The organism is Inquilinus ginsengisoli (assembly GCF_050434925.1).
GTDB lineage: Bacteria > Pseudomonadota > Alphaproteobacteria > DSM-16000 > Inquilinaceae > Inquilinus > Inquilinus ginsengisoli_B.
Window position 1 is genome coordinate 6,256,461 of record NZ_JBNDJK010000001.1, and the last position, 23,812, is coordinate 6,280,272.

Annotated in this window: 16 protein-coding genes and 2 pseudogenes; 5 read left to right on the forward strand and 13 right to left on the reverse strand. The window is 62.7% G+C overall.

Annotation, left to right across the window (positions count from 1 at the left end; translation table 11 throughout):
* Positions 1–11 precede the first annotated feature (11 nt).
* From QFZ27_RS29875 to QFZ27_RS29885, 3 genes and pseudogenes are all read right to left on the reverse strand, one after another.
* Positions 12–797, reverse strand: a complete 786-nt coding sequence (locus QFZ27_RS29875) for a gamma-glutamylcyclotransferase family protein (RefSeq protein WP_429230097.1) — start codon at positions 795–797, stop codon at positions 12–14.
* A gap of 312 nt (positions 798–1,109) precedes the next feature.
* Positions 1,110–1,625: pseudogene (locus tag QFZ27_RS29880) on the reverse strand (IS66 family transposase); the annotation flags it as partial.
* 57 nt (positions 1,626–1,682) lie between these two features.
* Positions 1,683–2,750 (reverse strand): annotated as a pseudogene (locus QFZ27_RS29885) (IS256 family transposase); the annotation flags it as partial.
* Between the two features lie 574 nt (positions 2,751–3,324).
* Here QFZ27_RS29885 and QFZ27_RS29890 point away from each other — a divergent pair.
* Positions 3,325–3,873, forward strand: a complete 549-nt coding sequence (locus QFZ27_RS29890) for a hypothetical protein (protein WP_429230098.1) — start codon at positions 3,325–3,327, stop codon at positions 3,871–3,873.
* Positions 3,874–4,214: 341 nt separating this feature from the next.
* Positions 4,215–6,038, forward strand: coding sequence for a glutamine--fructose-6-phosphate transaminase (isomerizing) (gene glmS / locus QFZ27_RS29895; RefSeq protein WP_429229249.1), 1,824 nt, complete (start codon positions 4,215–4,217; stop codon positions 6,036–6,038).
* Between the two features lie 58 nt (positions 6,039–6,096).
* Here the strand turns inward: glmS and QFZ27_RS29900 are convergent, their stop codons facing one another.
* The 7 genes from QFZ27_RS29900 to QFZ27_RS29930 form a co-directional block, all read right to left on the reverse strand.
* Complete coding sequence (locus tag QFZ27_RS29900; RefSeq protein WP_429230099.1) at positions 6,097–7,389, reverse strand: polysaccharide biosynthesis/export family protein; 1,293 nt, start codon at positions 7,387–7,389, stop codon at positions 6,097–6,099.
* Positions 7,386–9,542 carry a GumC family protein gene (locus tag QFZ27_RS29905; protein WP_429230100.1) on the reverse strand — a complete coding sequence of 719 codons (2,157 nt, stop codon included), beginning with the start codon at positions 9,540–9,542 and terminating at the stop codon, positions 7,386–7,388. The genes QFZ27_RS29900 and QFZ27_RS29905 overlap by 4 nt, the downstream gene beginning before the upstream one ends.
* A 152-nt stretch (positions 9,543–9,694) precedes the next feature.
* Positions 9,695–10,516 carry a response regulator transcription factor gene (locus QFZ27_RS29910; RefSeq protein ID WP_429230101.1) on the reverse strand — a complete coding sequence of 274 codons (822 nt, stop codon included), beginning with the start codon at positions 10,514–10,516 and terminating at the stop codon, positions 9,695–9,697.
* 702 nt (positions 10,517–11,218) lie between these two features.
* Positions 11,219–11,965, reverse strand: coding sequence for a Crp/Fnr family transcriptional regulator (locus tag QFZ27_RS29915; protein ID WP_429230102.1), 747 nt, complete (start codon positions 11,963–11,965; stop codon positions 11,219–11,221).
* 416 nt (positions 11,966–12,381) lie between these two features.
* Positions 12,382–13,422, reverse strand: coding sequence for a GDP-L-fucose synthase family protein (locus tag QFZ27_RS29920; protein ID WP_429230103.1), 1,041 nt, complete (start codon positions 13,420–13,422; stop codon positions 12,382–12,384).
* On the reverse strand, positions 13,406–14,476 hold the full coding sequence (gene gmd, locus QFZ27_RS29925) for a GDP-mannose 4,6-dehydratase (RefSeq protein WP_429230104.1): 1,071 nt from the start codon (positions 14,474–14,476) through the stop codon (positions 13,406–13,408). Before gmd ends, QFZ27_RS29920 begins: the two co-directional genes overlap by 17 nt.
* 298 nt (positions 14,477–14,774) lie before the next feature.
* Positions 14,775–15,863 (reverse strand): DegT/DnrJ/EryC1/StrS family aminotransferase, encoded by a 1,089-nt coding sequence (locus tag QFZ27_RS29930; RefSeq protein WP_429230105.1) that lies wholly within the window; start codon positions 15,861–15,863, stop codon positions 14,775–14,777.
* Between the two features lie 642 nt (positions 15,864–16,505).
* Between QFZ27_RS29930 and QFZ27_RS29935 the strand changes: the two genes are divergently transcribed.
* The 3 genes from QFZ27_RS29935 to QFZ27_RS29945 all read left to right on the forward strand — a co-directional run bounded on the left by QFZ27_RS29935 (position 16,506) and on the right by QFZ27_RS29945 (position 20,276).
* On the forward strand, positions 16,506–17,786 hold the full coding sequence (locus QFZ27_RS29935) for a glycosyltransferase family 4 protein (protein ID WP_429230106.1): 1,281 nt from the start codon (positions 16,506–16,508) through the stop codon (positions 17,784–17,786).
* A complete protein-coding gene (locus QFZ27_RS29940) occupies positions 17,783–19,048 on the forward strand; it encodes a glycosyltransferase family 4 protein (protein ID WP_429230107.1) in 1,266 nt (421 codons plus the stop codon). The genes QFZ27_RS29935 and QFZ27_RS29940 overlap by 4 nt, the downstream gene beginning before the upstream one ends.
* Positions 19,049–19,121: 73 nt before the next feature.
* Positions 19,122–20,276, forward strand: coding sequence for a glycosyltransferase (locus tag QFZ27_RS29945; protein WP_429230108.1), 1,155 nt, complete (start codon positions 19,122–19,124; stop codon positions 20,274–20,276).
* 56 nt (positions 20,277–20,332) lie between these two features.
* Here QFZ27_RS29945 and QFZ27_RS29950 read toward each other — a convergent pair whose 3' ends face one another.
* The 3 genes from QFZ27_RS29950 to QFZ27_RS29960 form a co-directional block, all read right to left on the reverse strand.
* The gene (locus tag QFZ27_RS29950) at positions 20,333–21,448 is read right to left on the reverse strand and encodes an NAD-dependent epimerase/dehydratase family protein (protein ID WP_429230109.1); all 1,116 of its coding nucleotides are present in this window, start codon (positions 21,446–21,448) and stop codon (positions 20,333–20,335) included.
* Between the two features lie 86 nt (positions 21,449–21,534).
* Complete coding sequence (locus QFZ27_RS29955) at positions 21,535–22,110, reverse strand: LbetaH domain-containing protein (protein ID WP_429230110.1); 576 nt, start codon at positions 22,108–22,110, stop codon at positions 21,535–21,537.
* Positions 22,107–23,408: an O-antigen polymerase gene (locus tag QFZ27_RS29960; protein ID WP_429230111.1), complete on the reverse strand. Its 1,302-nt coding sequence runs from the start codon at positions 23,406–23,408 to the stop codon at positions 22,107–22,109. Before QFZ27_RS29960 ends, QFZ27_RS29955 begins: the two co-directional genes overlap by 4 nt.
* Positions 23,409–23,812 lie beyond the last annotated feature (404 nt).

Genomic DNA, 23,812 nt, shown 5'->3' on the forward strand with positions numbered 1-23,812 from the left:
GCCTTTCCGCTTCACTGCGCGGCGGGCGCCACGTTGCGGATCGCGTAGACCTCGGGGAACAGCCGGTCCTTGAAATGGGGCGCCGCCGGGGCCGTCTCCTCCAGCAGCTTGTCCACGGCCGCGTAGTTCTTGTCGTAGACCCAGGGCCGGCGCGGCAGCTCGCGGTCGTTCAGCCAGTAGCGGTTCCAATCCGCCGTCGTCTCGATCAGCTCGCGGGCGTAGTCCGGACCGTATTCCAAGGCCCCGTCGATGACGACGTCGACATAGGATTGCAGCAGCGGATAGTCGGCCGAGGGAGGCTGCAGCCCTTCGCCCGGCACGCCGTCCTTGCCGACCGAGACATAGACCCAGATCTTGCCCTCGGGCGGCACCTGCTCCCAGGACACCCCTTCCAGCGCCTCGCGTGGCACCTCCATGCGCTTGTAGCCGGCCTCGCGTGCATCGAAGGCGCCCATGTCGTTGCCTTCGACCGGGTACAGCACGCCGTTGATCGTCGTCGCCTGCTCGCCGGCGCCGGGCTTGCGCAGCCCGAGGGCGGTGAAGCCCGATTTGGCGCGGTCGACCCAGGCCCTGACATAGCCGACGGAGGCGGAGACCCGCACCGGGATCGCGTCGATCGGCTTGCTGGCGGTGGAATTGCGGGACGCGGTGTTGATCAGCGATCCGTAGCCGAAGATGAAATTCTGCGGCTGGCCGGGCAGCTTCTTGCCCCACCACTCGGCCGCGCCGGCGCCGGACGCCGTGGCGGCCGCCATGAGCAGGGCAAGCCCGGAGATCATCAGGTCTCTGCGTTGCATGGTGAATCGTCCCCCGTCAGTTCGAATCCATCGGCCGGCCGGAGCCGCCGGGCGAGACCAGCAGACAGCCCGGAAATGCGGGCGCCGCCCTATCTCCCAAAACTCAATCTCGACTTTGGACATGAAATACTCAACAGCAAATTATCAGAAAAATTCTTGCAGCCCATGACATCTATTTGAACAAATGCCAAGAATATATGCTAATTTATGCAAAATATATCTGGACGCGGCGGACACGGGGTGCCGCGCGAGCGGGCAGATGCTTCGTACGCGTGAGCTGATGGCCGCGCGGATCAGGCTGATGGCCGCGGATCAGGCGGCTTGGTCGAGCTGGCGGAGAGGCCGCGAATTCCATGGCAGCAAGTCGTCGATCCGTTTGATCGGATGATCGGCGATGCGGGCGTAGGCCTCGACGTCGAGGTCGTTCATCTTGGCGCTCTCGATGATGGTGTACATGGCAGCGGCCCGCCGGCCACCAGCGTCGCTGCCGGCGAAGGTCCAATTCCGGCGGCCGAGAGCCAGGGGCCTGATGGCGCGCTCGGCCGCATTGTTGCTCATCTCCAGCCTGCCATCAGTGGTGTAGCGCGTCAGCGCCGCCCAGCGGGTGGTGGAATAGCGGATCGCGACGGCGAGCTTGCCTTTGGTGCTGGTCCGCGCCAACGCCTCTTCGAGGAATAGCCGCAAGGCTTTCAGGACCGGCACCGAGCGGCCCTGCCGGGCGGCCAGGCGCTCCTCCGGCGCGCGGCCCCGGATCTCACGCTCGACGGCGAAGAGCTCGCCGATGCGTTCCAGCGCCGTCCTGGCCGTGGCCGAGCCCGTGCTGTCGTAGACCGGGTGTATCCGATGATCTGTGTAAGTGGCCCGCGGGCATCGTGCTTTGCGGCCTCAGCGCGCTGAGGCCGCAAAGCGGTCGGCGAACAGAATGGCAAACTGCCCCATCGCGGCGGTCCATTCAACCGGCCGTTTCCAGCGCAGGCCGGCGTTGCGGATCGCCAGGAACAGCAACTTGGTCGCGGCCTCGTCACTCGGGAAGCTGCCGCGGGTCTTGATGATCTTGCGCAGCGAGCGGTGCAGGCTCTCCACCGCGTTGGTGGTGTAGATCATCTTCCGGATCGCCGGCGGGAAGGCGAACATCGGCACCACGTGCTCCCAGGACCGCCGCCACATCGGCGCGATCGCCGGATAGCGCGCCCCCCACTCGGTCTCGAACTCGTCGAGCCTGGCCGCAGCCGCCTCGATTGTCTCGGCCCGGTAGATCGCCTTGATGTCGGGCAGCACCGTGCGGCGGTCCTTCCACGACACGAAGGCCAGCGAGTTGCGGATCAGATGGACGATGCAGAGCCTGCCCCCGACCCGATCGGGGGTCTGCACCGTCGTCTGCGGGAACACGGCGCCGATCGCATCGGGGAAGCCGGTCAGCCCGTCGACCACCGCGATCAGGATGTCGCCGACGCCGCGGGCCTTCAGCTCGTTCATGACCTTGAGCCAGAACTTGGCGCCTTCGGTCTGCTCGATCCACAGGCCGAGCACCTCCTTGTCGCCCTCGGCCGTGATCGCCAGCGCAACGTAGACCGCCTTGTTGCGGACCAGGCCCTCGTCGCGGATCTTGACCCTGAGCGCGTCGAAGAACACCACCGGATAGACCGGGTCGAGCGGCCGGGTCTGCCACGTCCGGACCTCCTCGAGCACGGCGTCGGTGACCCGGCTGATCAGGTCCGGCGACACCTCGACGCCGTACATCTCCTGCAGGTGGCCCTGAATCTCGCGCACCGTCATACCGCGGGCGTAAAGCGACACGATCCGCTCGTCGAAGCCGTCGAGACGGCGTGCGCCCTTGGGCACGATCAGCGGCTCGAAGGTGCCGTTGCGGTCGCGCGGCACCGCCAGCTCCAGCTCGCCCTCCTCGGTCAGCACCGTCTTGGCCGAGGTGCCGTCGCGGCTGTTGCCCGTGCCCCGCCCGGCCGGGTCGCCGAACGCACCGGCGCTGATGATGGGAAGCCGATGCGCCGAGTTCATCATGGACGGGCAGAAGCAGTGAGATCCGGAGCATCGGTGCCGAGTCCGATATACGGCCCGGCGGCGATGAACACGATCTCACGACCATCACCTAATCTGCCCGGAAGTAGCATGTCGATCAACCCATTCGGCTTCGGCGGCCTCCGCTGAAAGCCTGAGTTGCAGGACATCCCATGCGCAAACTAATATACCGATCAGCGCTTCAACTAAAATATTGGCATTATCCTAGACGAACCACTAAATTCTCGATTCCAGATATCAACCTGATCACAAACACAATAATCAGAAATAAGTACCATTTGACTTAAAAATTCCAAAGACACTATCTAATTTGAGCATCATATATTTATGACATTAAGATGCTATGCGCCATGGAGATAGATTATAGATATTTTTTTAGTTTTCGCAGATGAATGCAAATTGCCTGTGACAATATCAAGACTTAGACAGAATGGAGCAAAATAGTAATAACAATGGTCATGTCACGCGCAGACTAACGGGAGTATAGGATGTGACTTCCAAGATCGAAGCAGCACTCAGGCCGCACGAAACCGACCTCGTAAATTTGGACATGTTTACCTCCAACCTCGAGCCGGCGGAGCGCATGCAAGCCAACCGATGGCCGCACGGTTGCATCGTAATCATCGACACACGCGCCCTGGAGAGGGAGTGTCTTGCCAGAGGATTGATGGCAAGCAACATCAGCATCACAGTCCTTTCCTTCGGCTCGATCGAGGAATGGCAGCAGGCACACGAGCTGCACAACCGCGCGTCCGCCATACTCTTCGCGATAGGGTCACGCAACAGCGGCGATACCCAAGTGCAAGTCGACATTTCTAAGCTCGTCGTAGACTTCAAGGATATTCCGATTATTGCCATCGGCGATCTTGACGGCTCGGATCATATCATCAATATTCTGGAATATGGCGCATGCAGCTATATCCCAACGAAGGTCGGTCTGGCCGGAGCGATCGAAGCGATCCGGCTGGCCCGCGCCGGCGGCACCTTCGTGCCGGAGCTAGTGCACAGTAACCTTCGGAAGGAGTATGGTGACGCCTGAGCTTGGCTAGGATGTTGTCGGGGGGGCGAAGTCCAGAGGAAGGGACCGGGTCAGCCTTTTGGTGTGGCGATAGGCGCGAATGCTGTCCCGCAAGTCTGCGACAACTGTTCGATCGAGCAATCCTGCTTTGTCCTGACTGCGGTAAGGTGCTTCGGTCGGGGCGCTATGCGTCGAAGTAGAACGCGGCCGCCGCCTAGATGCAGAGTAATCAAGTAGAACCATCCAATTTTTAGGCGCAGAGCAAGGTTGCCGCTCCTGATCGGCGGAGCTCGCAAAAAGACATTGACAGGGTCGTGAGCGGAAAAGGCTGAGAAAGCCGAGCGCGAGCAGGAGAAGAGCTGATGTGCGGCATCGTCGGCATCGTCGGGACCCGGCCGGTCGCGTCGCGCCTGGTCGAGGCCCTGAAGCGCCTGGAATATCGCGGCTATGACTCGGCTGGCATCGCCACCCTGGTCGGCGGCCGGATCGAGCGCCGCCGCGCCGAGGGCAAGCTGGTCCATCTTGAGGCCCGGCTCGGCGAGGCGCCGATCGACGGCACCATCGGCATCGGCCACACCCGCTGGGCCACCCATGGCCGACCGAACGAGACCAATGCCCATCCGCACGCGACCGACCGGGTGGCGATCGTGCACAACGGCATCATCGAGAATTTCCGCGAGCTGCGGCAGGAGCTGGAAGGGCTCGGCCACGTCTTCGCCACCGAGACCGATTCCGAGATCGTCGCCCATCTGGTCAGCCATTATCTCGACCGGCAGATGGCGCCGCGCGAGGCCAGCGCGGCGGCGCTGAAGCGGCTGGAGGGCGCCTTCGCCCTGGCCTTCCTGTTCAACGGCGAGGAGGACCTGCTGGTCGTCGCCCGCCGCGGCTCGCCCCTGGCCATCGGCTTCGGCGACGGCGAGATGTATGTCGGCTCCGACGCGCTGGCGATCGGCGCCTGGACCGACAGGATCTGCTATCTCGACGAGGGCGACTGGGCGGTGATCGCGCGCTCGGGCGTCGAGATCTACGACGCCACGGACCAGTCGGTCGCCCGGCCGGTCAAGCCGATCGCCACCACCGGCGCGCTGATCGGCAAGGGCGATTTCCGCCACTACATGCTGAAGGAGATCTACGAGCAGCCGGCAGTGGTGGGCGACACGCTGCGCACCATGCTGGACCCGGCCACCCGGGCGATCGTGCTGCCGCCGCTGCCCTTCGACTTTGCCGCCGTGCCGCGCGCCACCATCGTCGCCTGCGGCACCGCCTTCTATGCCGGCATGGTGGCGAAATACTGGTTCGAGACCGTGGCCCGGCTGCCGGTCGAGATCGACATCGCCTCGGAGTTCCGCTACCGCGAGGCGCCGCTGCCCGAGGGCGGCCTGGCCATCTTCGTGTCGCAGTCGGGCGAAACCGCGGACACGCTGGCGGCGCTGCGCTACGCCCGGTCGCAGGGCCAGCGCATCCTGTCGATCGTCAACGTGCCGGACAGTTCGATCGCGCGCGAGAGCGACGCGGTAATCCAGACCCTGGCCGGGCCGGAGATCGGCGTCGCCTCGACCAAGGCCTTCACCACCCAACTGACCGTGCTGGCCTGCCTGGCCGTCGCCGCGGCCCGGGCGCGCGGCGCCATCGACGCGGCGCGGGAGGCGGCGCTGTCCACCGCCCTGACCGAGGTGCCGGGCCGCCTGGCCGACGTGCTGAATCACGACGCCACGATCCGCGACCTGGCCCACCAGGTGGCCCTGGCGCGCGACGTGCTGTATCTCGGCCGCGGCCTGTCCTACCCGCTGGCGCTGGAAGGCGCGCTGAAACTGAAGGAGATCAGCTACATCCACGCCGAGGGCTATGCCGCCGGCGAGATGAAGCACGGGCCGATCGCGCTGATCGACGACAAGGTGCCGGTGATCGTGCTGGCGCCGCGCGACCCGGTGTTCGACAAGACCGTGTCGAACGTGCAGGAGGTGATGGCCCGCGGCGGCAAGGTGATCTTCTTCTCCGACCGCGAGGGCATCGAGAGGCTCGGACCCGGCCCCGTCGCGGCGATCGACCTGCCGGCCGTCGACCCCTTCGTCGCGCCGATCCTCTACGCCGTGCCGGTGCAACTCCTGGCCTACCACACCGCCGTGGCCAAGGGCACCGACGTCGACCAGCCCCGCAACCTCGCCAAGAGCGTCACGGTGGAGTGAGAGCCCGTTCGACGAGGACGGCGCCGGCGGCAATGGGCCGGCGCCACGCAGCAGCCGGTCAATTGAGAGTGAGTTGCGGCCCGCGCCGATCGATCTTCTGGCTGGCGCGCAGGATATCCCCGGGCTTGATTTCCGTCCGCTCGTCCGCCGCGATCTCCTGATACTGGCCATCGACCTGTCGGGTGATGGCATAGGTCGTCGTCAGGGTCGCGACGGCGTCGGTGGCACTCGTCATCTCCTTCTTCACCTCCGAGAGCGTGACAAGGAGGGACGACAGCTTCTGGTCTGCACGAGCGATCTCGAAATCCGCCTCGCGGATGCCGGCGGCATCCTCGTCGTCCCGGCTGCTCCGCAATTCGATCCGCCGCTGTTCGATGTCCAGCAGGTTCTGACGCGCGCGCGCCAGATAGGATTGCTGCTCCAGCGTGTCCCGCTGGGCCACCGAATAGCTCCGCTGCGCCTCACGCAGCCGCGTCAGCTGGGTGAGCTTCTGATCGGCCAGGGTCTGCATCGCCTTCACGTCCTCGGCCAACAGAGCCAGCTCGTCATTGTGCAGCTTAATGGCCTGCTCCAGCGTCGAGATCTCCTGCTCGTAGCTGACACGCTGCGCCAGCAGCGCCTGGTCCTGGCTCTCCAGCGACGCTTTACGGACGGTGAACAGGTTCTTCTCGCCCTCCACGATCCGGTTCAGCGCATCGGTGTCCTGGATGGTGTCATACGTCGGCAGGACGAAGGAGAAATCATCGGCCCTGTCCATCTCCGCCTTGAGCCGGGCCCGGCGCACCTGAAGAGAAAAGCGCTGAAGCTGGCTATCAATATAGTCCTGCTCGGTGCCGATGATCTGGAGACGGTTGTTCTCCAGAGTCAAGGTAGGCTTCTTCAAGCCGCCGCCGACGGCGAGAAGCTCCAGCGCGATCATGCCGGGCCGATACGGGTATGGGCCCGGCTTCTCGATCTCTCCCAGGACGAAGACCGGCGCGTACTCCTGGATCGACACGCTGACGGCGTTGCCCGACGGGACATGCTCCTCCAGCTCGGCACCGATCCGCTTGGCGATCTCACCGGTGGTCAGTCCGCCGACATCGATGTCACCGAGGAGCGGATAGCCGATGCTTCCGTCGGGACCGACGCGGAACTGGCCGGTGAGCGTCTCCTGCCCATAGACTCTGACCGCCAGGGTATCGCCGGGACCGACATGGTAGGCGCCATCGCCTGCCGCGGCGGGCGGCGCAATGTTCGCCCAGAGAAGAGCCGCGAGCAGGCAAGGGAGGATCCGTCCTGCGATCCGCCGGTTCGGAGCCCGTCGCGAACACGCCAAGGCTGTCATCGTCATCCCCGTCTCGGCGCTCATGAGCCGCCCCTCTGTGCTTCCTTCACAAGGCCAATGCCTTGACCGCGCAAGTCGGGCGGACGCGGCTGGTCGATCTCGGGAGGCCATTGGGCGAAAGATCCGCTCTCGTAGCGCGCCTGGGGGCCCGGAGGGACACCGTTGAGGATCACGCCCGAGACCGTGACCCCGCGGAAGGCGAGCTGCCGGACGGCCGTGGCGACGGCCTCCGTGTTCGTCTCGCCCCAGCGCACGACCAGGATGACGGCGTCCGCCAATCCCCCGATCTGCGCTGCGTCGCTAGAGGTCGAGGTCGGGGCGGTGTCGAGAATGATGAGATCGTACCGCTTTCTCAGCTTCGAGAGTGTCTCGCGCAGAGTGCCCCCCCCGAGGGCGCAATCGACAGAGTCGCTGAACGGCGCCGGGACGATGAAATGCGCCGACGACCGCGGATCGGCCTGGATCCCGTCCTCCAATGACTGTGCGCCGCCAATCACACCAGGCAGCGACGGAGCCGCGGGCCTTCCGAACTGGGCGGCAATCGCAGGCTTGCGAAGATCCGCGTCGACGACGATGGCCTTGATCCCGGTCCGGGCCGCCGAACGCGCCAGCGAAACTGCCAGACTGGTCTTGCCCTCGCCGGCATGAACTGACGTGAGCATCAGGACCTGTGCGCGACGGGTCGCCGGCGCCAGCTGGAGCGTCGATCGAAGTGCGCGGACGGCCTCGCTGAACGCGGACCGGGGCTGGTCCACCACGAATTCGGACACGGTTGCTGGGCGCTTCACCCCGCGAATCCGAGGAACCAGGTCGATCACAGGAAGGCCGACCGCCCTTTCCAGATCTTCCGGAGATCGGACCCGGTCATCGAGATTTTCGCGCAGTAGAGCAAGACCGAAGCCGAAACCGAGGCCAGCAAGGAGTCCGAGCGCGGCATAGGGAACGAGTTTCGGGCTCGCCGGCACGGATGGCGGTTCGGCCTCGGAGACCATGCGGGCCTCCCGGACGGCATAGCCCTCCTGCTCGATCGTCTGCTTGTAGCGGTTGAGATAGGTCTCGTAGATCGTGCGGTCGGCGGTGGCCTCGCGTTCCAATTGGTTGAGCTGCACCCGGGCATCGCTGTTGTTGCTCAGGTCGACCTCGGCCTCGTCAAAGGCGGCTTGCAGCGCAGTCTCCTTGCGTCGGGCGACGTCGAGCTCGTTGTCGAGGCTCTTGAGGATGCGCTGCACCTCGACCGCGATCTGCTGCTTGAGTGAATCCAGCTGAGACTGAAGAGATGGGAGTTGGCTGCTCTTGATGGTGCCCGTGGCCTGCAGCTCGGACAGGCTGCGTTCAACCTTCGCCTGTTCGGCGCGAAGCGCCTGGATCGTTGCGGATCCCAGAACCTGGGCGAAGTTGTCCAACCCGCCCTTGGTCTGGGAGAGCGTCTTCGCGGTCTCGAGCCGGGCCTCGGCATCGGCGCGGCTGGACCGGACCTGGACCAACTCGAGATTCAGGGCATTGATCCGCTGGGTCGCAAGCGTCATTCCGTCGGATTCGACGAGCCCGGCATCGCGGCGGAAGCGCTCGGCCGTCGCCTCGGAGACTTCAAGCCGCTGCCGCAGGTCATTGAGCTTCGCGCCGAGCCATTCGCTCGCCTGGCGGGTGGCCTCCGATTGGACTGAGGCCTGATAGGAGAGATAGGCCTCGCCGAACGCATTGGCGGCAGCCGCGGCGAATTTGGGATCCTCGGCCACGTAGGAGATGAAGATCGTGTAGGAGCGCCCGTCGTTGCTCACCAGGAGGTTGCCAAGCAGGCGATCGATCACATCGCGCTGCGACGGCGTCTCCCCCGCATCGGATTGCGGCTCCGATTGGTCTGGTGAGGGTTGCCCGACGATCGCGCGCCATCCGTCCCCGATCCACCGTTCGACCTTCTGCCGGAAGTTCTCGACCAGCGGCGGCGCGATGTCAGCCGGCTGGTAACCCTCGTGCTCGAGAATGCGCACCACGCGGTCGGCCATCGTCCGGGACGCGATGACGTCGAGCTCGGTCCGAAGAACGGGGCTGTCCTGAGGCAATTGGGAGACCACAGCGTCAGCAGGCAGGACCTGAACCCGACGGACATCGATCGCGACGACGACCTCCGCAACATAGCGCTGCTGCGCCTGTATATAGAGGAAGGCGGCGATACCCATCGCGGCGGCCACCGGAATCCAGACGGCCCATTTCCGCCGGCGCAATATCCGAATATAGTCTCTTAGGGTTCGCGTCCGCCGATCGGATTTGTCATCGCTCTCTATCACGAACACCTATCCTCATGCTGAACCAATGCCAATTAGGTGCAAAACTACATAGTTCTATCTGAACCACCCCTCGGCATCATGTCGTTAATCTTATATGCCACTTCGGTCCTATTCTTCGCCTTGAGCTTTTTCATAATATTCCGGATGTGGACTTTGACAGTGCTCTCACAGAGATTGAGCTCATAGGCGATGATCTTGTTCGCCTTACCTCGGCGCAACGCATCGGCCACTGCCGCTTGCCGGGCGGTGAATAGACCGTTCATCACGCCATTCTGAGGCGGCTTATCCCCCGACAGATGTTGCTGAAAGGAAGCGAGGCTGCTGGCCGGAACAAAAATCCCTCCGGCGCGTGCCAAACGGACCGCCTCTATGGCGACGTCCAGACCCACGCTGGTGGGAATGTAGCCGCGTGCGCCATATTCGAGTATCTTCATGACATGAGCCATCTCTTCCACATCGCCGATCACGATCGTTGGAATATCTGCGAAGTTCGATGCCAGGAACTTCACGGACTCCATCACATCGAGGTCATTCGCATTTCGCCACCCGATGTTGAACAGTATGGCCGATGCCTGATTGTGAATCTCCGTCGCGCTTTTCCATTCATCGATACTGGAGAAGGCGGAAGACTCCATGTTTGAATTTCTCGACCGAAATCCCCTGATCAGGCATTCCAGCTCAAGCTTGCGATAATCAATCACAGCTATGTGGATATCGCCGGCACTTTCGGAGACCATCGGGTCGCCTGTGGAACGGTGCTTTAGCCCCGATACATCGGGAAGTTCATACACCCTCGAATTTGCTTCGGATGGCCCGAGGTAGTTCTTGGCAACCCCGGCGGTCGAAAATTCCAGATGGTGCGACATATTATTTCCCCCTGTGATGAGAGGTCGCCTTCGTCGTCAGAGCGACATTCCATCAAGTTTTAAGCAAATTTGCTCCGCAGCTATCTTGGCAGCCCGCCTCTTCAACCCTTTCACTTCCTCAGGATGCGGCAGTCGAACCTGCCGCTCCTGCTAGATATATTTATGTTTATCAAAGTATCGTTTGGACGTTTCCTGCCGGGTGGCAGGAAACCCTCTGGACCAGGGTCGTCATAAAGCATAATAAGCGATTGGGACGCTTTGGGAATTAACCTAAATTAGGCGATCTGTACTCCTTTGGGCTCAGCATCCCCGAACGAGTTTGCTAGGAATATGGGGATCCGCGCGCTTCTGCATGATGCAGGCATTCTTCCAGCGGCATGGTCGGCCCGAAATTGGGGATGAAACTTCCCCTCCAGGCGCCCGAGGCGCAGCCCCGCCCACCGGTGAACCAGACCGGAATGGAGTAGGAAGTTGCCTCCATTGATCCGGTTCACCCGGCCAATTGCAGGACTTGGCAGCCGACTGTCAGCTCGCCGACGGCACTCGCGAGCACCCGAACTTCGGGGCATCAAACGGCATCTGCGTGCCAGCCGGGCTCCCTATGCCGATGAACGATCGCCTGCAGGCCGCTACGCAAGGCTTGGCAACGCAGCGTTCAGGGATGTCACCAAGCCCGCCCCTCCAAGCCTCAGGCTTGCCGCTTCAACCTCTGAAGATCTTGCGCGAAGACGCACGGCCCAGGCCGAGATAACCGGCGTCGAAGTCGGCGAGTTCCACCAAGCCGGCCCGGTCGAGAAACTCGACCTCCGAATTTCGGAAGACGACGAGCCCGAGCTGCCGCAGGTTCCGCAGCACACGGTTGACGTGAATGGCCGTCAGTCCGAGAGCGTTGGCCAGATCGTGCTGGGCAAGCGGGCAGCAGAACCCCGACGAACTGCCCTGGCCAATCAACTCCAACCGAACAGACAGCTCGAGAAGGAGGTGGGCCACGCGCGCTGCAGCGGACCTGCGCCCGATCGCGACCAGGCGTTCCCTCATAATGGAACTCTCAAGGCTGGAGCTCCAGAGAAGTGCCCCACCGAGGCGCGGCCATTGCCTGGACACAGCAAACAACGCCTGAGGCGAGATCGAGGCGACCTCGACTGGCGTTATGGTGGCAAAGCTAAATCCAGAACCATTTACGAATATCCCTTCCAACCCAAACAGATCCCCAGGCAGCAAGAAATCTATAATCTGCCGCAATCCGTTAGGAAGATCTTTGAAGGAGTATCCCCAACCAGCGCCCAGAGCTAGAACTCGAAACTGCTTGTCCGAATCATTCATTATTTCCAGGCGGAGTGCGTACTGCTCGCGGGTTGCAAGCAACTCTTTTAAAGCAAGAGCCTCCGACGGCGAGGGTGTAAAATATCGACCGATCTTCAGCAGCAGTGCTTCTTCCAGCCCAGTCATGTTGTTACCTGCGAGCAAACCGAGATCCAACCTTCGCACTACTGCTTCGGCATGTTCATCAACATGATTCATCAAGCGCGGAATATGTTAATTATAATATTTCAAGCAGTATATTTTGACACTTTCTCGATCTCAAATCCTCCGGTTCATAGGACAACCCTAGTCAATAATCTCCGAACACATGTCGGTCCGATCGACTATGGACGCCAGAAGCAGCACCTCATCAACGCCACATTTTCCGGCACCGCATCCAGTTATTCTGGATCCATATACCAGGATCCGCATAGCTAGATATCCGGCAACTGTATCATACAGTTTGTATCATATTTGATCTTATTAACATCAGATTTAGCTTCAAATCCGGTTGAATGGCTCGGCCTGCGGCACCGAGAAGATACGCCGCATATCGCGCAGAGCTAGCTAAGCGCCAGGGCAACTGAAGACCGACCCGATTGGCTGCGCTCGCCGTCCTGGCGATCGTCGCTGCCCGCTCGCCGCGCCTCCTCAAGCCACCAGCGGTAGGTATTCCGGATCCCGCTATCCAGGTCGATTCCAGCTTGCCACCCCAAACGCGTGATTCGCCCGACATCGAGCAGCTTCCGTGGAGTGCCGTCCGGTCGGCGCGTATCAAAGGCGAAGGCGCCTTTATAACCAACTGCCTTTGCGACCAGCAGGGCGAGGTCGGCTACGGAGATGTCTGATCCCGTGCCGATATTGATCGGAGTCGGATCCTCGTAGCGCTGCATGGCGAGGATGCAGGCATCGGCGAGATCGTCGACGTGCAGGAACTCGCGACACGGCCGTCCAGAGCCCCAGATCTCGACGGTCGCCTGGCCGTGGACTTTCGCCTCATGAATGCGGTGGATCAGCGCCGGCAGCACATGCGCGGTTTCCAGATCGAAATTGTCGTGAGGCCCATACAAATTGGTTGGCATCGCTGAGATGAAGCGGCAGCCATGTTGGCGGGCATAGGACTCCACCAACTTCACCCCGGCGATCTTGGCGATCGCATACGCCTCGTTGGTCTTTTCGAGCGCCCCGGTCAGGAGCTGGTCCTCGCGGATCGGCTGGCCCGTGTCGCGCGGATAAATGCAGCTCGATCCCAGATACAGCAACTTCTCGACACCGATCTGATGCGCTGCATGGATCACATTGGCGGCGATCATGAGATTCTCATAGAGGAACTCGGCCGGGTAGCTTGCGTTGGCGACAATCCCGCCGACGCGCCCCGCCGCTGCGAAGACGATTTCCGGCCGCTCCCGCCGCATCCAGTCCCCTGTGGCGGCCTGGCTGGTCAGGTCGACTTCTCTCCGATCCGCGACGAGAAGCGTGCAATCTTCCCGCGCAAGCCGGCGGACGAGTGCCGATCCCACCATGCCCCGGTGACCGCTGACCCAGACCCGCTTGCCGCGCAACTCGAGGGGCGGACGGGCGACGATGTCATTCATAGCGGTCATTGCGACCGGCCTCCCGCATCACGGCGATCAAATCCGAATTCACCATCTCGGCGACCAGGTCACCGAACGGGATGGTGTGGCTCCAGCCGAGCTTCTCCCGAGCCTTTGCCGGATTGCCGAGCAGGAGATCGACTTCGGTCGGTCGGAAATATCGCGGATCGATTTCGATCAGCGGCATACCGGTCCTGGCATCCAGGCCCTTTTCGTCGACGCCCGTCCCAATCCATTCAATGTCGCGGCCCGCCGTCCGAAAGGCGAGTTCGACGAACTCCCGCACGGTGTGGGTCTCACCCGTTGCCAGCACATAATCGTCGGGACCGTCCTGCTGGACAATGCGCCACATCCCATCGACATAGTCCCGCGCATGCCCCCAGTCGCGTTGCGCATCCAGATTGCCGAGGTACAGGCACTTCTGCAGGCCTCGCTCGATCGCCGCGACGGCCCGGGTGATCTTCCGGGTGACGAAAGTCTCACCCCGGATCGGGCTCTCGTGGTTGAACAGAATGCCGTTCGAGGCATGAAAGCCATATGCCTCGCGGTAGTTGACGGTCATCCAATAGGCATAGAGCTTCGCGATCGCATAGGGACTGCGGGGATAGAAAGGCGTGCGCTCGTCCTGCGGGACCGCCTGGACACGTCCGAACAACTCCGAGGTCGATGCCTGGTAGAACCGGCATCGATCGCCCAACTTCAGGATCCGCAACGCCTCGAGCAACCGCATCGTCCCGAGGGCGTCCGCGTTCGAGGTGTATTCCGGCGTCTCGAAGCTGACCTGGACATGACTCTGCGCACCGAGATTGTAGATTTCGTCCGGACACACGTCCTGGATGATACGGCAAAGATTGGTCGAATCGGTGAGATCGCCATAATGGACATGGAATCGGACGGACTCGCCATGCGGATCCTGGTAAAGATGGTCAATCCGCTGGGTATTGAAAGAGGAGGACCGCCTCTTGATTCCGTGAACAATGTAATTTTTGGATAAAAGAAGTTCCGTCAGATAAGCTCCGTCCTGTCCCGTAACACCAACAATCAAGGCGATCTTTTCTGGCATGCTCAACTCCGAGGATCATTACAGAGGCGGAGAGGTTTTATTTCCAATCTGAGTTATAATTTATGCTGATTAAAGCAAATAGGCATCCTATACAAAAGGCGGAGACCCCACATCTGTGCGAGGCATGGCGGCGCCTCACTTAGGAGGGCCTCGCCGGTGGAGCGAAACGGCACCGGCAAAGGGCGCAGCCCTGCTGATCCGGCGCCAGCCGCAGTCGGATCGCGCCACCCCGCATCACATCGCATCATGGTGGATCGAAGCAACGGCATGGGCGGGACGACGGGGCGACCGATACGTCTCATGACCGGCAGAACTCGTTCACCGCCCGCGCGATCTGCTCCACTGCGGCGGCGGGCAGTCCGGGGTAGATCGGCAGTGACAGGGTCTGTGCCGACAGCGCTTCGGAGACAGGAAATCGGCCGGGCCCATAGCCCAGGCCGGTGTAGGCGGGCTGGAGGTGGACCGGGAGCGGGTAGTGGATGCCAGTTGCGATGCCGATCTGCGCGAGCCGCGAACGGACGAGATTCCGTTCGCTGATTCGAATGGCGTAGATCTGATAGGCGTGGTCTCCGCCAACCGGCCATGCCGGTCTCTGGATCGCAGTTCCTTCGAAAGCCTGGTCATAGAATGACGCGATGCGCCTTCGGTCCTGGATCCATTGATCCAGATATCGAAGCTTGACACCTAGAGCGGCCGCCTGAACCGCATCCATGCGATCGTTGAAGCCGTGACGGACGTGGTTGTGCCTACCGCTCTGGCCCATCTCCCGGAGGCACCGGATGGTCTCGGCCAAGTCCGGGCGATCCGTGACGACAGCGCCGCCGTCGCCGTACCCCCACAGAATCTTGCCGGGATAGAAGCTGAAGCATCCCATGTCGCCGAACGTTCCCGCAGCAACGCCGTTGCGGTATGCCCCGTGGGCCTGGGCTGCGTCCTCGATCACCCAGAGCCGGTGATGGCGCGCAATCGGCAGAATCCGGTCCATGTCCGCGAGGCGGCCGTGCAGGTGCACCGGGACGATGGCCTTGGTTGCCGGGGTCAGGACCGGCTCGATCGCTGATGGGTCCATCGTCCAGGTTTGCGGGTCGATGTCGACGAACACCGGCTTCGCTCCGGCATGGATGATGGCCGCGACTGTCGCGACGAAGGCGGCCGGAACCGTCACCACCTCGTCGCCCGGTCCGATGCCGGCCGCCAGCATGGCGAGGTGCAACGCCGAGACACCTGAGTTGAGGGCGACCGCATCGCGCGCGCCGCAATAGGCGGCGAAGGCATCCTCGAACTCGGCGATGGCGGGATGCGTCGGGTAGTCGCCGCTTCTGACAACATCGAGTATCGCGCGCTCGACCTCGGCCCCGACGATGCGGTGCTGTGCCGCCAGATCCATGAACGGGATCATGACCTTTCAGGGCAGTCGCTGCGGTCGGCCGAACTGTCGCGCAGATACATGAAGATAAGCCGCTCCAACCTAGTCGTGAGGCGCAGACAAACAATTATTATGCTTCAGAAGTATTGGTTCTACCCTTCTCGCCCCTCGACAGGTCGCGATAAATTTCAATCTTTACTGATCTATTGTGCCATGCGCTCCAGAGCTCCATATCTCGCAATCTTTATCGACATTGCGTCAGGCCGCAGGCTCTGAAATCGAGTTCAGGATATAGCCTTTGATGGAAAGCAAGAGGCTGGCAAAGAGAGATAGAGCCGATCGGCAAATGCGATCAGCCAATGGATCCGGGTCCTCCATCCGGACAGTCCTACCGCCGGCAAATTGCGTACCGACCTGCCAGCGTCTACGACCAGTGGAGGGAACGGTCCCGTTTGGAACGGTCTCGATACCGCCTTTGCCTTCCTTGTTGGGCCAGTGGGCCCTCCTCACAATGGCGTCCGGGCTAAACTTCAGATTCGATGAGCGGGAAACACGCCACGCCGCTCTGCTTTCCGGCACGAAATCGTCGCTGCCCCACCATCGGCGACAATTATTGGCCCTGCGGCCTGACGCTTCATTCAACGATCCGTGAGCGACGGACAGATGAAAATCATTCTGGCGAACCGCTATTTGTATCCAGACGAGTCGGCGACCAGCCGCATGACATCCAGCCTGGCATTCGCACTCGCCCGGAAGGGCTTTGACGTACACGGCTTGACAAGCAGGCAGTTCCACAATGACCGCGTCCGGCATCTGCCGGCCCGGCAGATGACAAACGGCATCACCATTCACCGCCTGGCGACATCCGGCTTCGGCCGCGATCGGCTCTGGGGTCGTGCGCTCGACTACCTCACCTTCCATCTGTGTGCGGTGCTCTGGGTGCTATGGCACGCGCGGCCTGGGGATATCTGTGTGGCATGCACCGACCCTCCGCTCCTTTCCGTTAGTTTGGCCTTGCCCCTCAGGCTGAAGCGAGCCCGGATGGTGAACTGGCTGCACGACCTGTTTCCCGAGGTCGCACTGGAGCTGTCCGTCGTCAAGCGGGGTCGGGCCGGCCGGGCGGCACTGGCCTTGCGCGACTGGTCGCTCCGCCGTGCGGTGTGCAACGTCGCTCCGATCGCGCAAATGGCCCGCTTCCTCGAGCGCCGCGGGATTCCCGCCGAGCGTCTCGCCGTGGTGCATCATTGGTCGGATGGCGCGGCCATCCGACCGATCCCCCGGCAGGCAAACCCGCTTCGCCGGGACTGGAAGCTGGAGGACACTTTCGTCGTTGGCTATTCGGGCAATTTCGGGCGCGCTCACGAATTCGACACCATCCTCGGCGCCGCGGCGCGGCTGAAGAACCGGGACGATATCCGCTTCCTGTTCATCGGTGGCGGGCACAAACGGGCGGCCATTGAAGCGGAGATACGGGCGCAGGGGCTGGACAACGTTATCCTCAAGCCGCTGCAGCCGCGCGAGCTGTTGGCCGAGACCCTCGGCTTGGCGGATGTCCATCTGGTATCGCTCCTGCCTCCGCTCGAGCCCTTCGTCATCCCCAGCAAGGTCTACGGCATCCTGGCCGCCGGCCGGCCTACCCTTTTCGTTGGCGACCTGGAGGGTGAGATCGGACTGATCCTTCAGCAGCACCGCTGCGGACATGCCGTTGCCATCGGCGATAGCGAAACTCTGGCCCGCCATATCCTCGATCTGCGGGATTCACCCCAGCGGCTGAGCGAGATGGCGACCAGCGCCCGACGGCTGTTCGACACCGACTACACTGAGGACCGAGGGTCCCGCGAATGGATCGAGCTGCTGTCACGGCTTCTGACGTCGGCGGCCGGTGACGTCGCGTCCCGAAAGGCCAGCGCAGCGATTCCTGCCGCCGAGAGGAGCCCGCCATGAAGGAACGCGTGGTCGTCAGCCAGCTCGGCGCCCGCATGGACTATGCCGTGCCGCGTATCCTGAACGCACACGGCATGCTGGAGCATTTCTACACCGACATCTGCGCAACTAAGGGGTGGCCCCGCCTGGTCGGATATCTCCCCCACCGGTTTCAACCGGCGGGGATTCGGCGGCTGATCGGGCGAAGGCCGTCCGGCATCCCGCCGCGGCGGATGACGTGCTTCCCGGGCGTCGGCCTGTCCTTCGCGCTGCGGCGGATGCGAGCCCATGCGCGTCCCGATGACAGAATGAGAGCGGAACTCGATGCAGGCCGGCGTCTTTCCGAGCTCGTCGTCCGCCATGGCTTCGGCCAAGCCAGCGGCTTCTACGGCTTCATCCGCGAATGTCTGGAGCCACTCCAGGCGGCGCGGGCCCGCGGCATGTGGACCGCTGTCGAGCAGAACATCGCAGCCTGGGAACTGGTCGATCGCCTGGAACGCGAGGAGCAGGAGCGTTTTCCGGCCTGGATCTCCGAAGTCACCGAAAGGGCGTCCTCGGAGGCGTATGCCTCTCGTGAGAGAGCGGAATGGGCCGAGGCCGATCTCATCGTGTGCCCTTCCGAATTCGTCCGCCAGAGCGTGGCGGAATATGGAGGGCCGGTCGACCGCTGCGTCATCGTTCCATACGGCGTCGACGCCCGGTTCCAGATCCCGACGCGCGATCGACGGAACGGTCCGCTACGGGTCCTGACCGTCGGTAGCCTCGGCCTGCGCAAGGGCACGCCTTATGTCCTCGAAGCGGCCAGACGGATGAGCGGAAGGGCCGACTTCCGCATGGTTGGAAGAGGCGCTGTGCCGTCGGCGGCCTGCGCCGGCCTGGACGGGGTGGTCCAGTTCACCGGCCCCATTCCACGGCTGGAGATCATTGCTCAATACGCTTGGGCCGACGTTTTCCTCCTGCCGTCGGTGTGCGAAGGATCCGCCACAGTGACTTATGAAGCGCTGGCAGCCGGTCTCCCCGTCATCACGACGCCAAATACCGGCAGTGTCGTTCGCGACGGCACGGACGGATTTGTCGTTCCCATCCGCGACGTCGACGCCATTGTCCAATCCCTCCATCTGCTTCGTGCTGACCGCGCCCGGCTTTCCGAGATGTCGCACAATGCCAAGCTCCGCGCGCAGGATTTCGACTTGGCCGGCTACGGACGGCGGCTTTGCGATGCGCTCGGGAAGGCCCGGGTGCCGACAGCCGGCAATCTCCGGAAGGTTCGCCATGCTTCATGAACGCATCGGATTTCGGTCCGAGCCATCCCGCGGCCCCCGACAGGGGCAGGCTGAGTCCCGGATCAGGATCGCCATGCTGACGGCGTCTGCCTCATTGTCCGATGGCGGGCCACCGACCGCACTCCGAGCCGTGTGCCAGGCGATGCGTCAATCGCCGGCGATCTCGATCGAGGTATTCGCGCTCGATCGCGACGCCGACTCCGACCGGGTGGGCTGGGGGGATGTCCCCGTCCATCTCCTGCCCGTCCGGGGCCCCCGCAGCTTCGGCTATTCCCGAAGCCTTCAGGCGGCACTGCGCAGCAGCGATGCCGATCTGCTGCATGTCCACGGCCTTTGGATGTACACCTCAATCGCCGCCAAGCAGTGGGCCGTGCATACCAGGAAGCCCTATGTGATCAGCCCGCGCGGCATGCTCGACCCATGGGCCCTCGCAAACCACGGCTGGAAGAAGCAGCTCGCCATGCGAGCCTATGAGGATGCCCATCTGCGGCGGGCCGCTTGCCTGCACGCGCTCTGCGAGTCTGAGGCGCAGTCGATCCGGGCCCTCGGATTGACGGCGCCGATCTGCCGCATCCCGAATGGCGCCACCCTGCCCGACGGCGTGCCGCCGCCGCGCCCTGGCTGGAGAGCGCAGCTGCCCGCTGACGCTCGCATCCTGCTGTATCTCGGCCGGCTCACGCCGAAGAAAGGGCCAGCCCCCCTGATCCGGGCGTGGGCCAACAGCCGGGCGTCGGCGACATCGTCCTGGCATCTCGTCTTCGTCGGATCCGGCCCCGAAGCATATTGTGCGGAGCTGAAGGCCCTGGCCGCGGATCTGGGAGTGGGCGAAACGGTGCATTTCGCCGGTCCCCGCTATGGCCCGGACAAGGCGGCGGCCTTTGCGTCGTCGGACGCCTTCATCCTGCCGTCGTTCAGCGAAGGCATGCCGAACGCGGCGTTGGAGGCCTGGGCTCACGGCCTGCCGTCGCTCCTCACCCCGCAGTGCAACCTGCCGGAAGGCTTTGAATACGGAGCTGCGATCGCCATCGAGCCGAACGAGCTCGCCATCGCAAACGGGCTTCGGCGGCTGACCGACATGACCGACGGCGAGCGTCGGGTGATGGGGGCCCGGGGCAGCGCCCTGGTCGCGAAGCGGTTCTCCTGGCAGGTGGTGGCGGCGGAACTGGAGGCGGTTTATCGCTGGCTGCTGGGCCTTCAGGAGCGTCCGGAGACAGTCGACCTCGCCTGAAGCCTGTCTCCGGAAATGCCGAGCCCCGCCCAGCCGAGGCGGGCGGGGCTCCTGCTTCAGGCGGCGTTGACCCCAACTGGTCCTGGCGAAGATGCCTTCGGCTTGCGCAGAGACTTGGCGGGCGGTCGGCGAAGGCGTTCGTTGCTGGGCGCCGCCGGTTCCTGACCGCTCTGATACTCCCGGAACCACTCGATGAATGCGCGCACACCGGCGTCCACCTTGGTCTGCGGGACGTAGCCGGTCAGCGCCTTGAGCAGATCGGGCGAAGCGAAGGTCCTGGGCACGTCCCCCGGCTGCATCGGCAGCATGCGCCGGGTCAGCGGCGCCCCGAGATGCCGCTCGATCGTGTCGATGAAGGGCAGCAATCCCACCGGCGCGCCACCGCCGATATTGACGGCCCGGAACGGCGCGATCGGCGAGAGGCTGTCCTCGCCTCCCTCGAAGGTCACCGGCCGGCCCTGGACCGGCGCGATCTCGGCGAGGCGAGCGATGGCCTCAACGAGATCGTCGACATAGGTGAAGTCTCGCTCCATGCGGCCCTCGCCATAGACGTCGATCGCCTCTCCCTTCAACGCCGCCGAGACGAACTTGAACAGCGCCATGTCCGGACGTCCCCACGGACCATAGACCGTGAAAAAGCGGACAACGGTGGTCGGAATGTCATGCAGGTGCGCATAGGCATGAGCCATTGCCTCCATCGCCTTCTTGGAGGCGGCGTAAAGGGTCATCGGCTCGTCCGCGCGGTCGATCTCGGTGAACGGACACTTGGAATTGGCGCCGTAGACCGAGCTGGTCGAGGCCACAATCAGATGCCGCACCTTGAGCTCCCGGACGACCTCCAGCAGGTTGAAGGAACCGACGAGATTGGCATCGACATAGGCGCGCGGGTTTTCCAGGCTGTATCGCACACCGGCCTGCGCAGCGAGATGCACGACGACGTCGGGCATGGCCTCCTGCGCCGCCTGCCGCAGCTTGCCGGCATCTGCCAGCATGCCGACCACCGGCCTGAACCGCGAATTCTCGGACAGGATGGCATGGCGGCGCTCCTTCAGCGACACGTCGTAGTAGGGTGTCAACCCGTCGTAGCCGACGACGAAGGCGCCCCGCGCGAGAAGCAGGCGCGCCAGATGAAAGCCGATAAATCCAGCCGTTCCTGTTATAAAATATCGCATCTGCGTAACCTCTGCTCTGAATCAACTTGCTCGAAGCCCGCGGCCACCCGGCTGAAAACCGAGCGCGGCGGGGAATGCCGCGAAGGTCATCCCTGCGGTGGCAGAAACCGTGTCCGCTCGCGCAGCTTGCGCGCTGGATTGCCGGCGTAGATCATCCAGGAATCGAGATCCCGGAAGGCCACGCCGCGCGCCCCGAGAACCGCCCCTTCCCCGACCGTGACGCCCGGCCCGACGAAGGCCTCTGCTGCGACCCAGGCCTGAGCCCCGATGACGATCGGTCTCGCCCGCAGCGGGAATCGCGCATCGTCGACGTCATGCGTCCCGGTGCACAGATGCGCGCCCTGCGACACGACGGCGAAATCGCTGATGGCGACCGGGACGACGTTATAGCAGGTCACCCCGGGGGCGATCACGGCATGCCGCCCCACCGTGAGGTGAGGCGGCCACCAGATGGTCGTCTGGCCATAGACGCGCGCCGTCGGATCGATCCGCGCCCCGAAGGCCAGCAGGACCAGGCGCCGCCATCGGTGGAACGGCCGCGGAGTCCAGGCCCCGAGCAAGCGCCAGCAGACCGACCAAACGAAGCGGCGCAGCCGGTCGCCCAGGGCGAAGGTCGGCCCGCCGAGACGTGGCTCGAGGCGCGGCACATCAAGGCTTTTCACGGCACCCTCCCCATCGCTGCGGCGGCCGAAGGCGGCGTCATCGTCACGGCGGCCGAAGGCTGTGCAACAGGTTTGCGAGTTCGGGCGAACAGCAGAGCGGGTATGAGGAACAGCACCATTTGGACCCATGACGAGAGGATCCACTGTGTGTAGTGCGAAATCGTGTGCATCGACGAAACGGCCAGCAGCATATAGAAGAGCTGCGGCGCCGTGTGGCCGGCCATCGCCGCGCCGTAAAGCCGGCTTAGAAAATAGGCAATGATGAAGAACTTGAAAGCACCGAAATACCAGAATGAGGCATAGGCATCGGTCATACCCGTTTCTGTCGTGCCGGTGGGCTTATTATAGGCACGATCAAACTGATCTTCGATACCAATCATGAAGGAATCTTTTAACGGCTTTCCGACTACTTGGGCCGGAATGTAATTCCATACAAGAGTGTCCCAATGGAAGGCACCGTAATCGAAAGATTGATTCCGATCGACCATGTGAATTCTATACATCGCGTTGCGCATTTCCTCACCACCGGCGGTGAGTATCCGTTCAAAGTTGTCCAACACCGAAATCTCCATGAGTTTCGATAGTGCCGGACCATCGTTCTTGACATTCATCTGGCGATAATCGGCGGTGCTGGTCAGCGCCAGGGTGCCGCCCAGAATCCCTGCCAGCGCCAGAAAATGCGGCACCGCCCGGCGCCATTTGAACCAGATCGCAAGCGCGAAAAGTATGATCAGCTCGGTGGTCTCGCCTCGTTTTCCTGTCCTCATGATCTGCTCGACGTAGAACATTAAATCGACTGCAATAATCATAAAGGCCGGGAACGATCTCCTGTTGACAAAGCACAAGAGCGCAATAGAAAGACCGTACGGAAGAAATTCTGAAAAGAAAGATATTATCACGTAGTAACCGGTGAACATGGTGGCAACAGCCATCTCGATCGGGATTTCGCTCAGCTTGTAGTAAAAATAAGATCCGATCGCCGACAGGATGGCGGAGGCGAGAAGCAGCCGCGTCTCGCTGAACTGCCATTGAAACGCGCGCATTACCGGAAGGCGATTTGGCATCCAGCCCAGCCGGCACATGGCAAGGCACAGAACCGTGAAGCCGACGGTCTTGGCGTAGAGCCCGGCCGGCATGAATTGATCGACCGCCAGGCCAGGCAGTTGCGGCAGAATGAATGAGAACATCATGGCACTGGCCAGGAAGGGAAACTCATACAGCTTCCCGCTCCGTGTCCCTGCCGCCACCAACATCCATAGGCACAGGCCAGCCAACAACCCGGTGAGGATCCAATTCACAACCGGCTCGCCGCAATCATCGTCGAGCCAACGTCGCTCGGATCACCGCTGAAGCCGGACCAACACCGTCCCGGCCCAATCAAAGGCAGGTGCAAGCCAGCGGGGGCGACTGGAAATCTCAATATCATGATATGCTGACATCCCCTGCGATTCATGCAGGACGCTATCACTCCCGACGGAGACCTCAGATCTGCCTATTGGAGTGAAGCCCTACTCCGAAGGGCGGGTTCAGCTGAGGCAAGTCCTGAGGCCTTCTGTTCGGCAGGCGCCCCACCCGCCGGATCTCGCCACCAAGAGAGAACATACCCGGCAAAAGGATGAGCCCCGATTGCAGCTCTACCCCCGATTGCCAGATCACCATGCGCGGATATGCGCGATATGTAGAGAGATGTCCCAAGGGGGGG

Bases quoted from the DNA above. Each gene is read 5' to 3' on its own strand.
- QFZ27_RS29875 (WP_429230097.1), bottom strand. From the start codon at position 797: ATGCAACGCAGAGACCTGATGATCTCCGGGCTTGCCCTGCTCATGGCG.
- glmS (WP_429229249.1), top strand. From the start codon at position 4,215: ATGTGCGGCATCGTCGGCATCGTCGGGACCCGGCCGGTCGCGTCGCGC.
- QFZ27_RS29900 (WP_429230099.1), bottom strand. From the start codon at position 7,389: ATGAGCGCCGAGACGGGGATGACGATGACAGCCTTGGCGTGTTCGCGA.
- QFZ27_RS29905 (WP_429230100.1), bottom strand. From the start codon at position 9,542: ATGGGTATCGCCGCCTTCCTCTATATACAGGCGCAGCAGCGCTATGTT.
- QFZ27_RS29910 (WP_429230101.1), bottom strand. From the start codon at position 10,516: ATGTCGCACCATCTGGAATTTTCGACCGCCGGGGTTGCCAAGAACTAC.
- QFZ27_RS29915 (WP_429230102.1), bottom strand. From the start codon at position 11,965: ATGACTGGGCTGGAAGAAGCACTGCTGCTGAAGATCGGTCGATATTTT.
- QFZ27_RS29920 (WP_429230103.1), bottom strand. From the start codon at position 13,422: ATGACCGCTATGAATGACATCGTCGCCCGTCCGCCCCTCGAGTTGCGC.
- gmd (WP_429230104.1), bottom strand. From the start codon at position 14,476: ATGCCAGAAAAGATCGCCTTGATTGTTGGTGTTACGGGACAGGACGGA.
- QFZ27_RS29930 (WP_429230105.1), bottom strand. From the start codon at position 15,863: ATGGATCTGGCGGCACAGCACCGCATCGTCGGGGCCGAGGTCGAGCGC.
- QFZ27_RS29935 (WP_429230106.1), top strand. From the start codon at position 16,506: ATGAAAATCATTCTGGCGAACCGCTATTTGTATCCAGACGAGTCGGCG.
- QFZ27_RS29940 (WP_429230107.1), top strand. From the start codon at position 17,783: ATGAAGGAACGCGTGGTCGTCAGCCAGCTCGGCGCCCGCATGGACTAT.
- QFZ27_RS29945 (WP_429230108.1), top strand. From the start codon at position 19,122: ATGCTGACGGCGTCTGCCTCATTGTCCGATGGCGGGCCACCGACCGCA.
- QFZ27_RS29950 (WP_429230109.1), bottom strand. From the start codon at position 21,448: ATGCGATATTTTATAACAGGAACGGCTGGATTTATCGGCTTTCATCTG.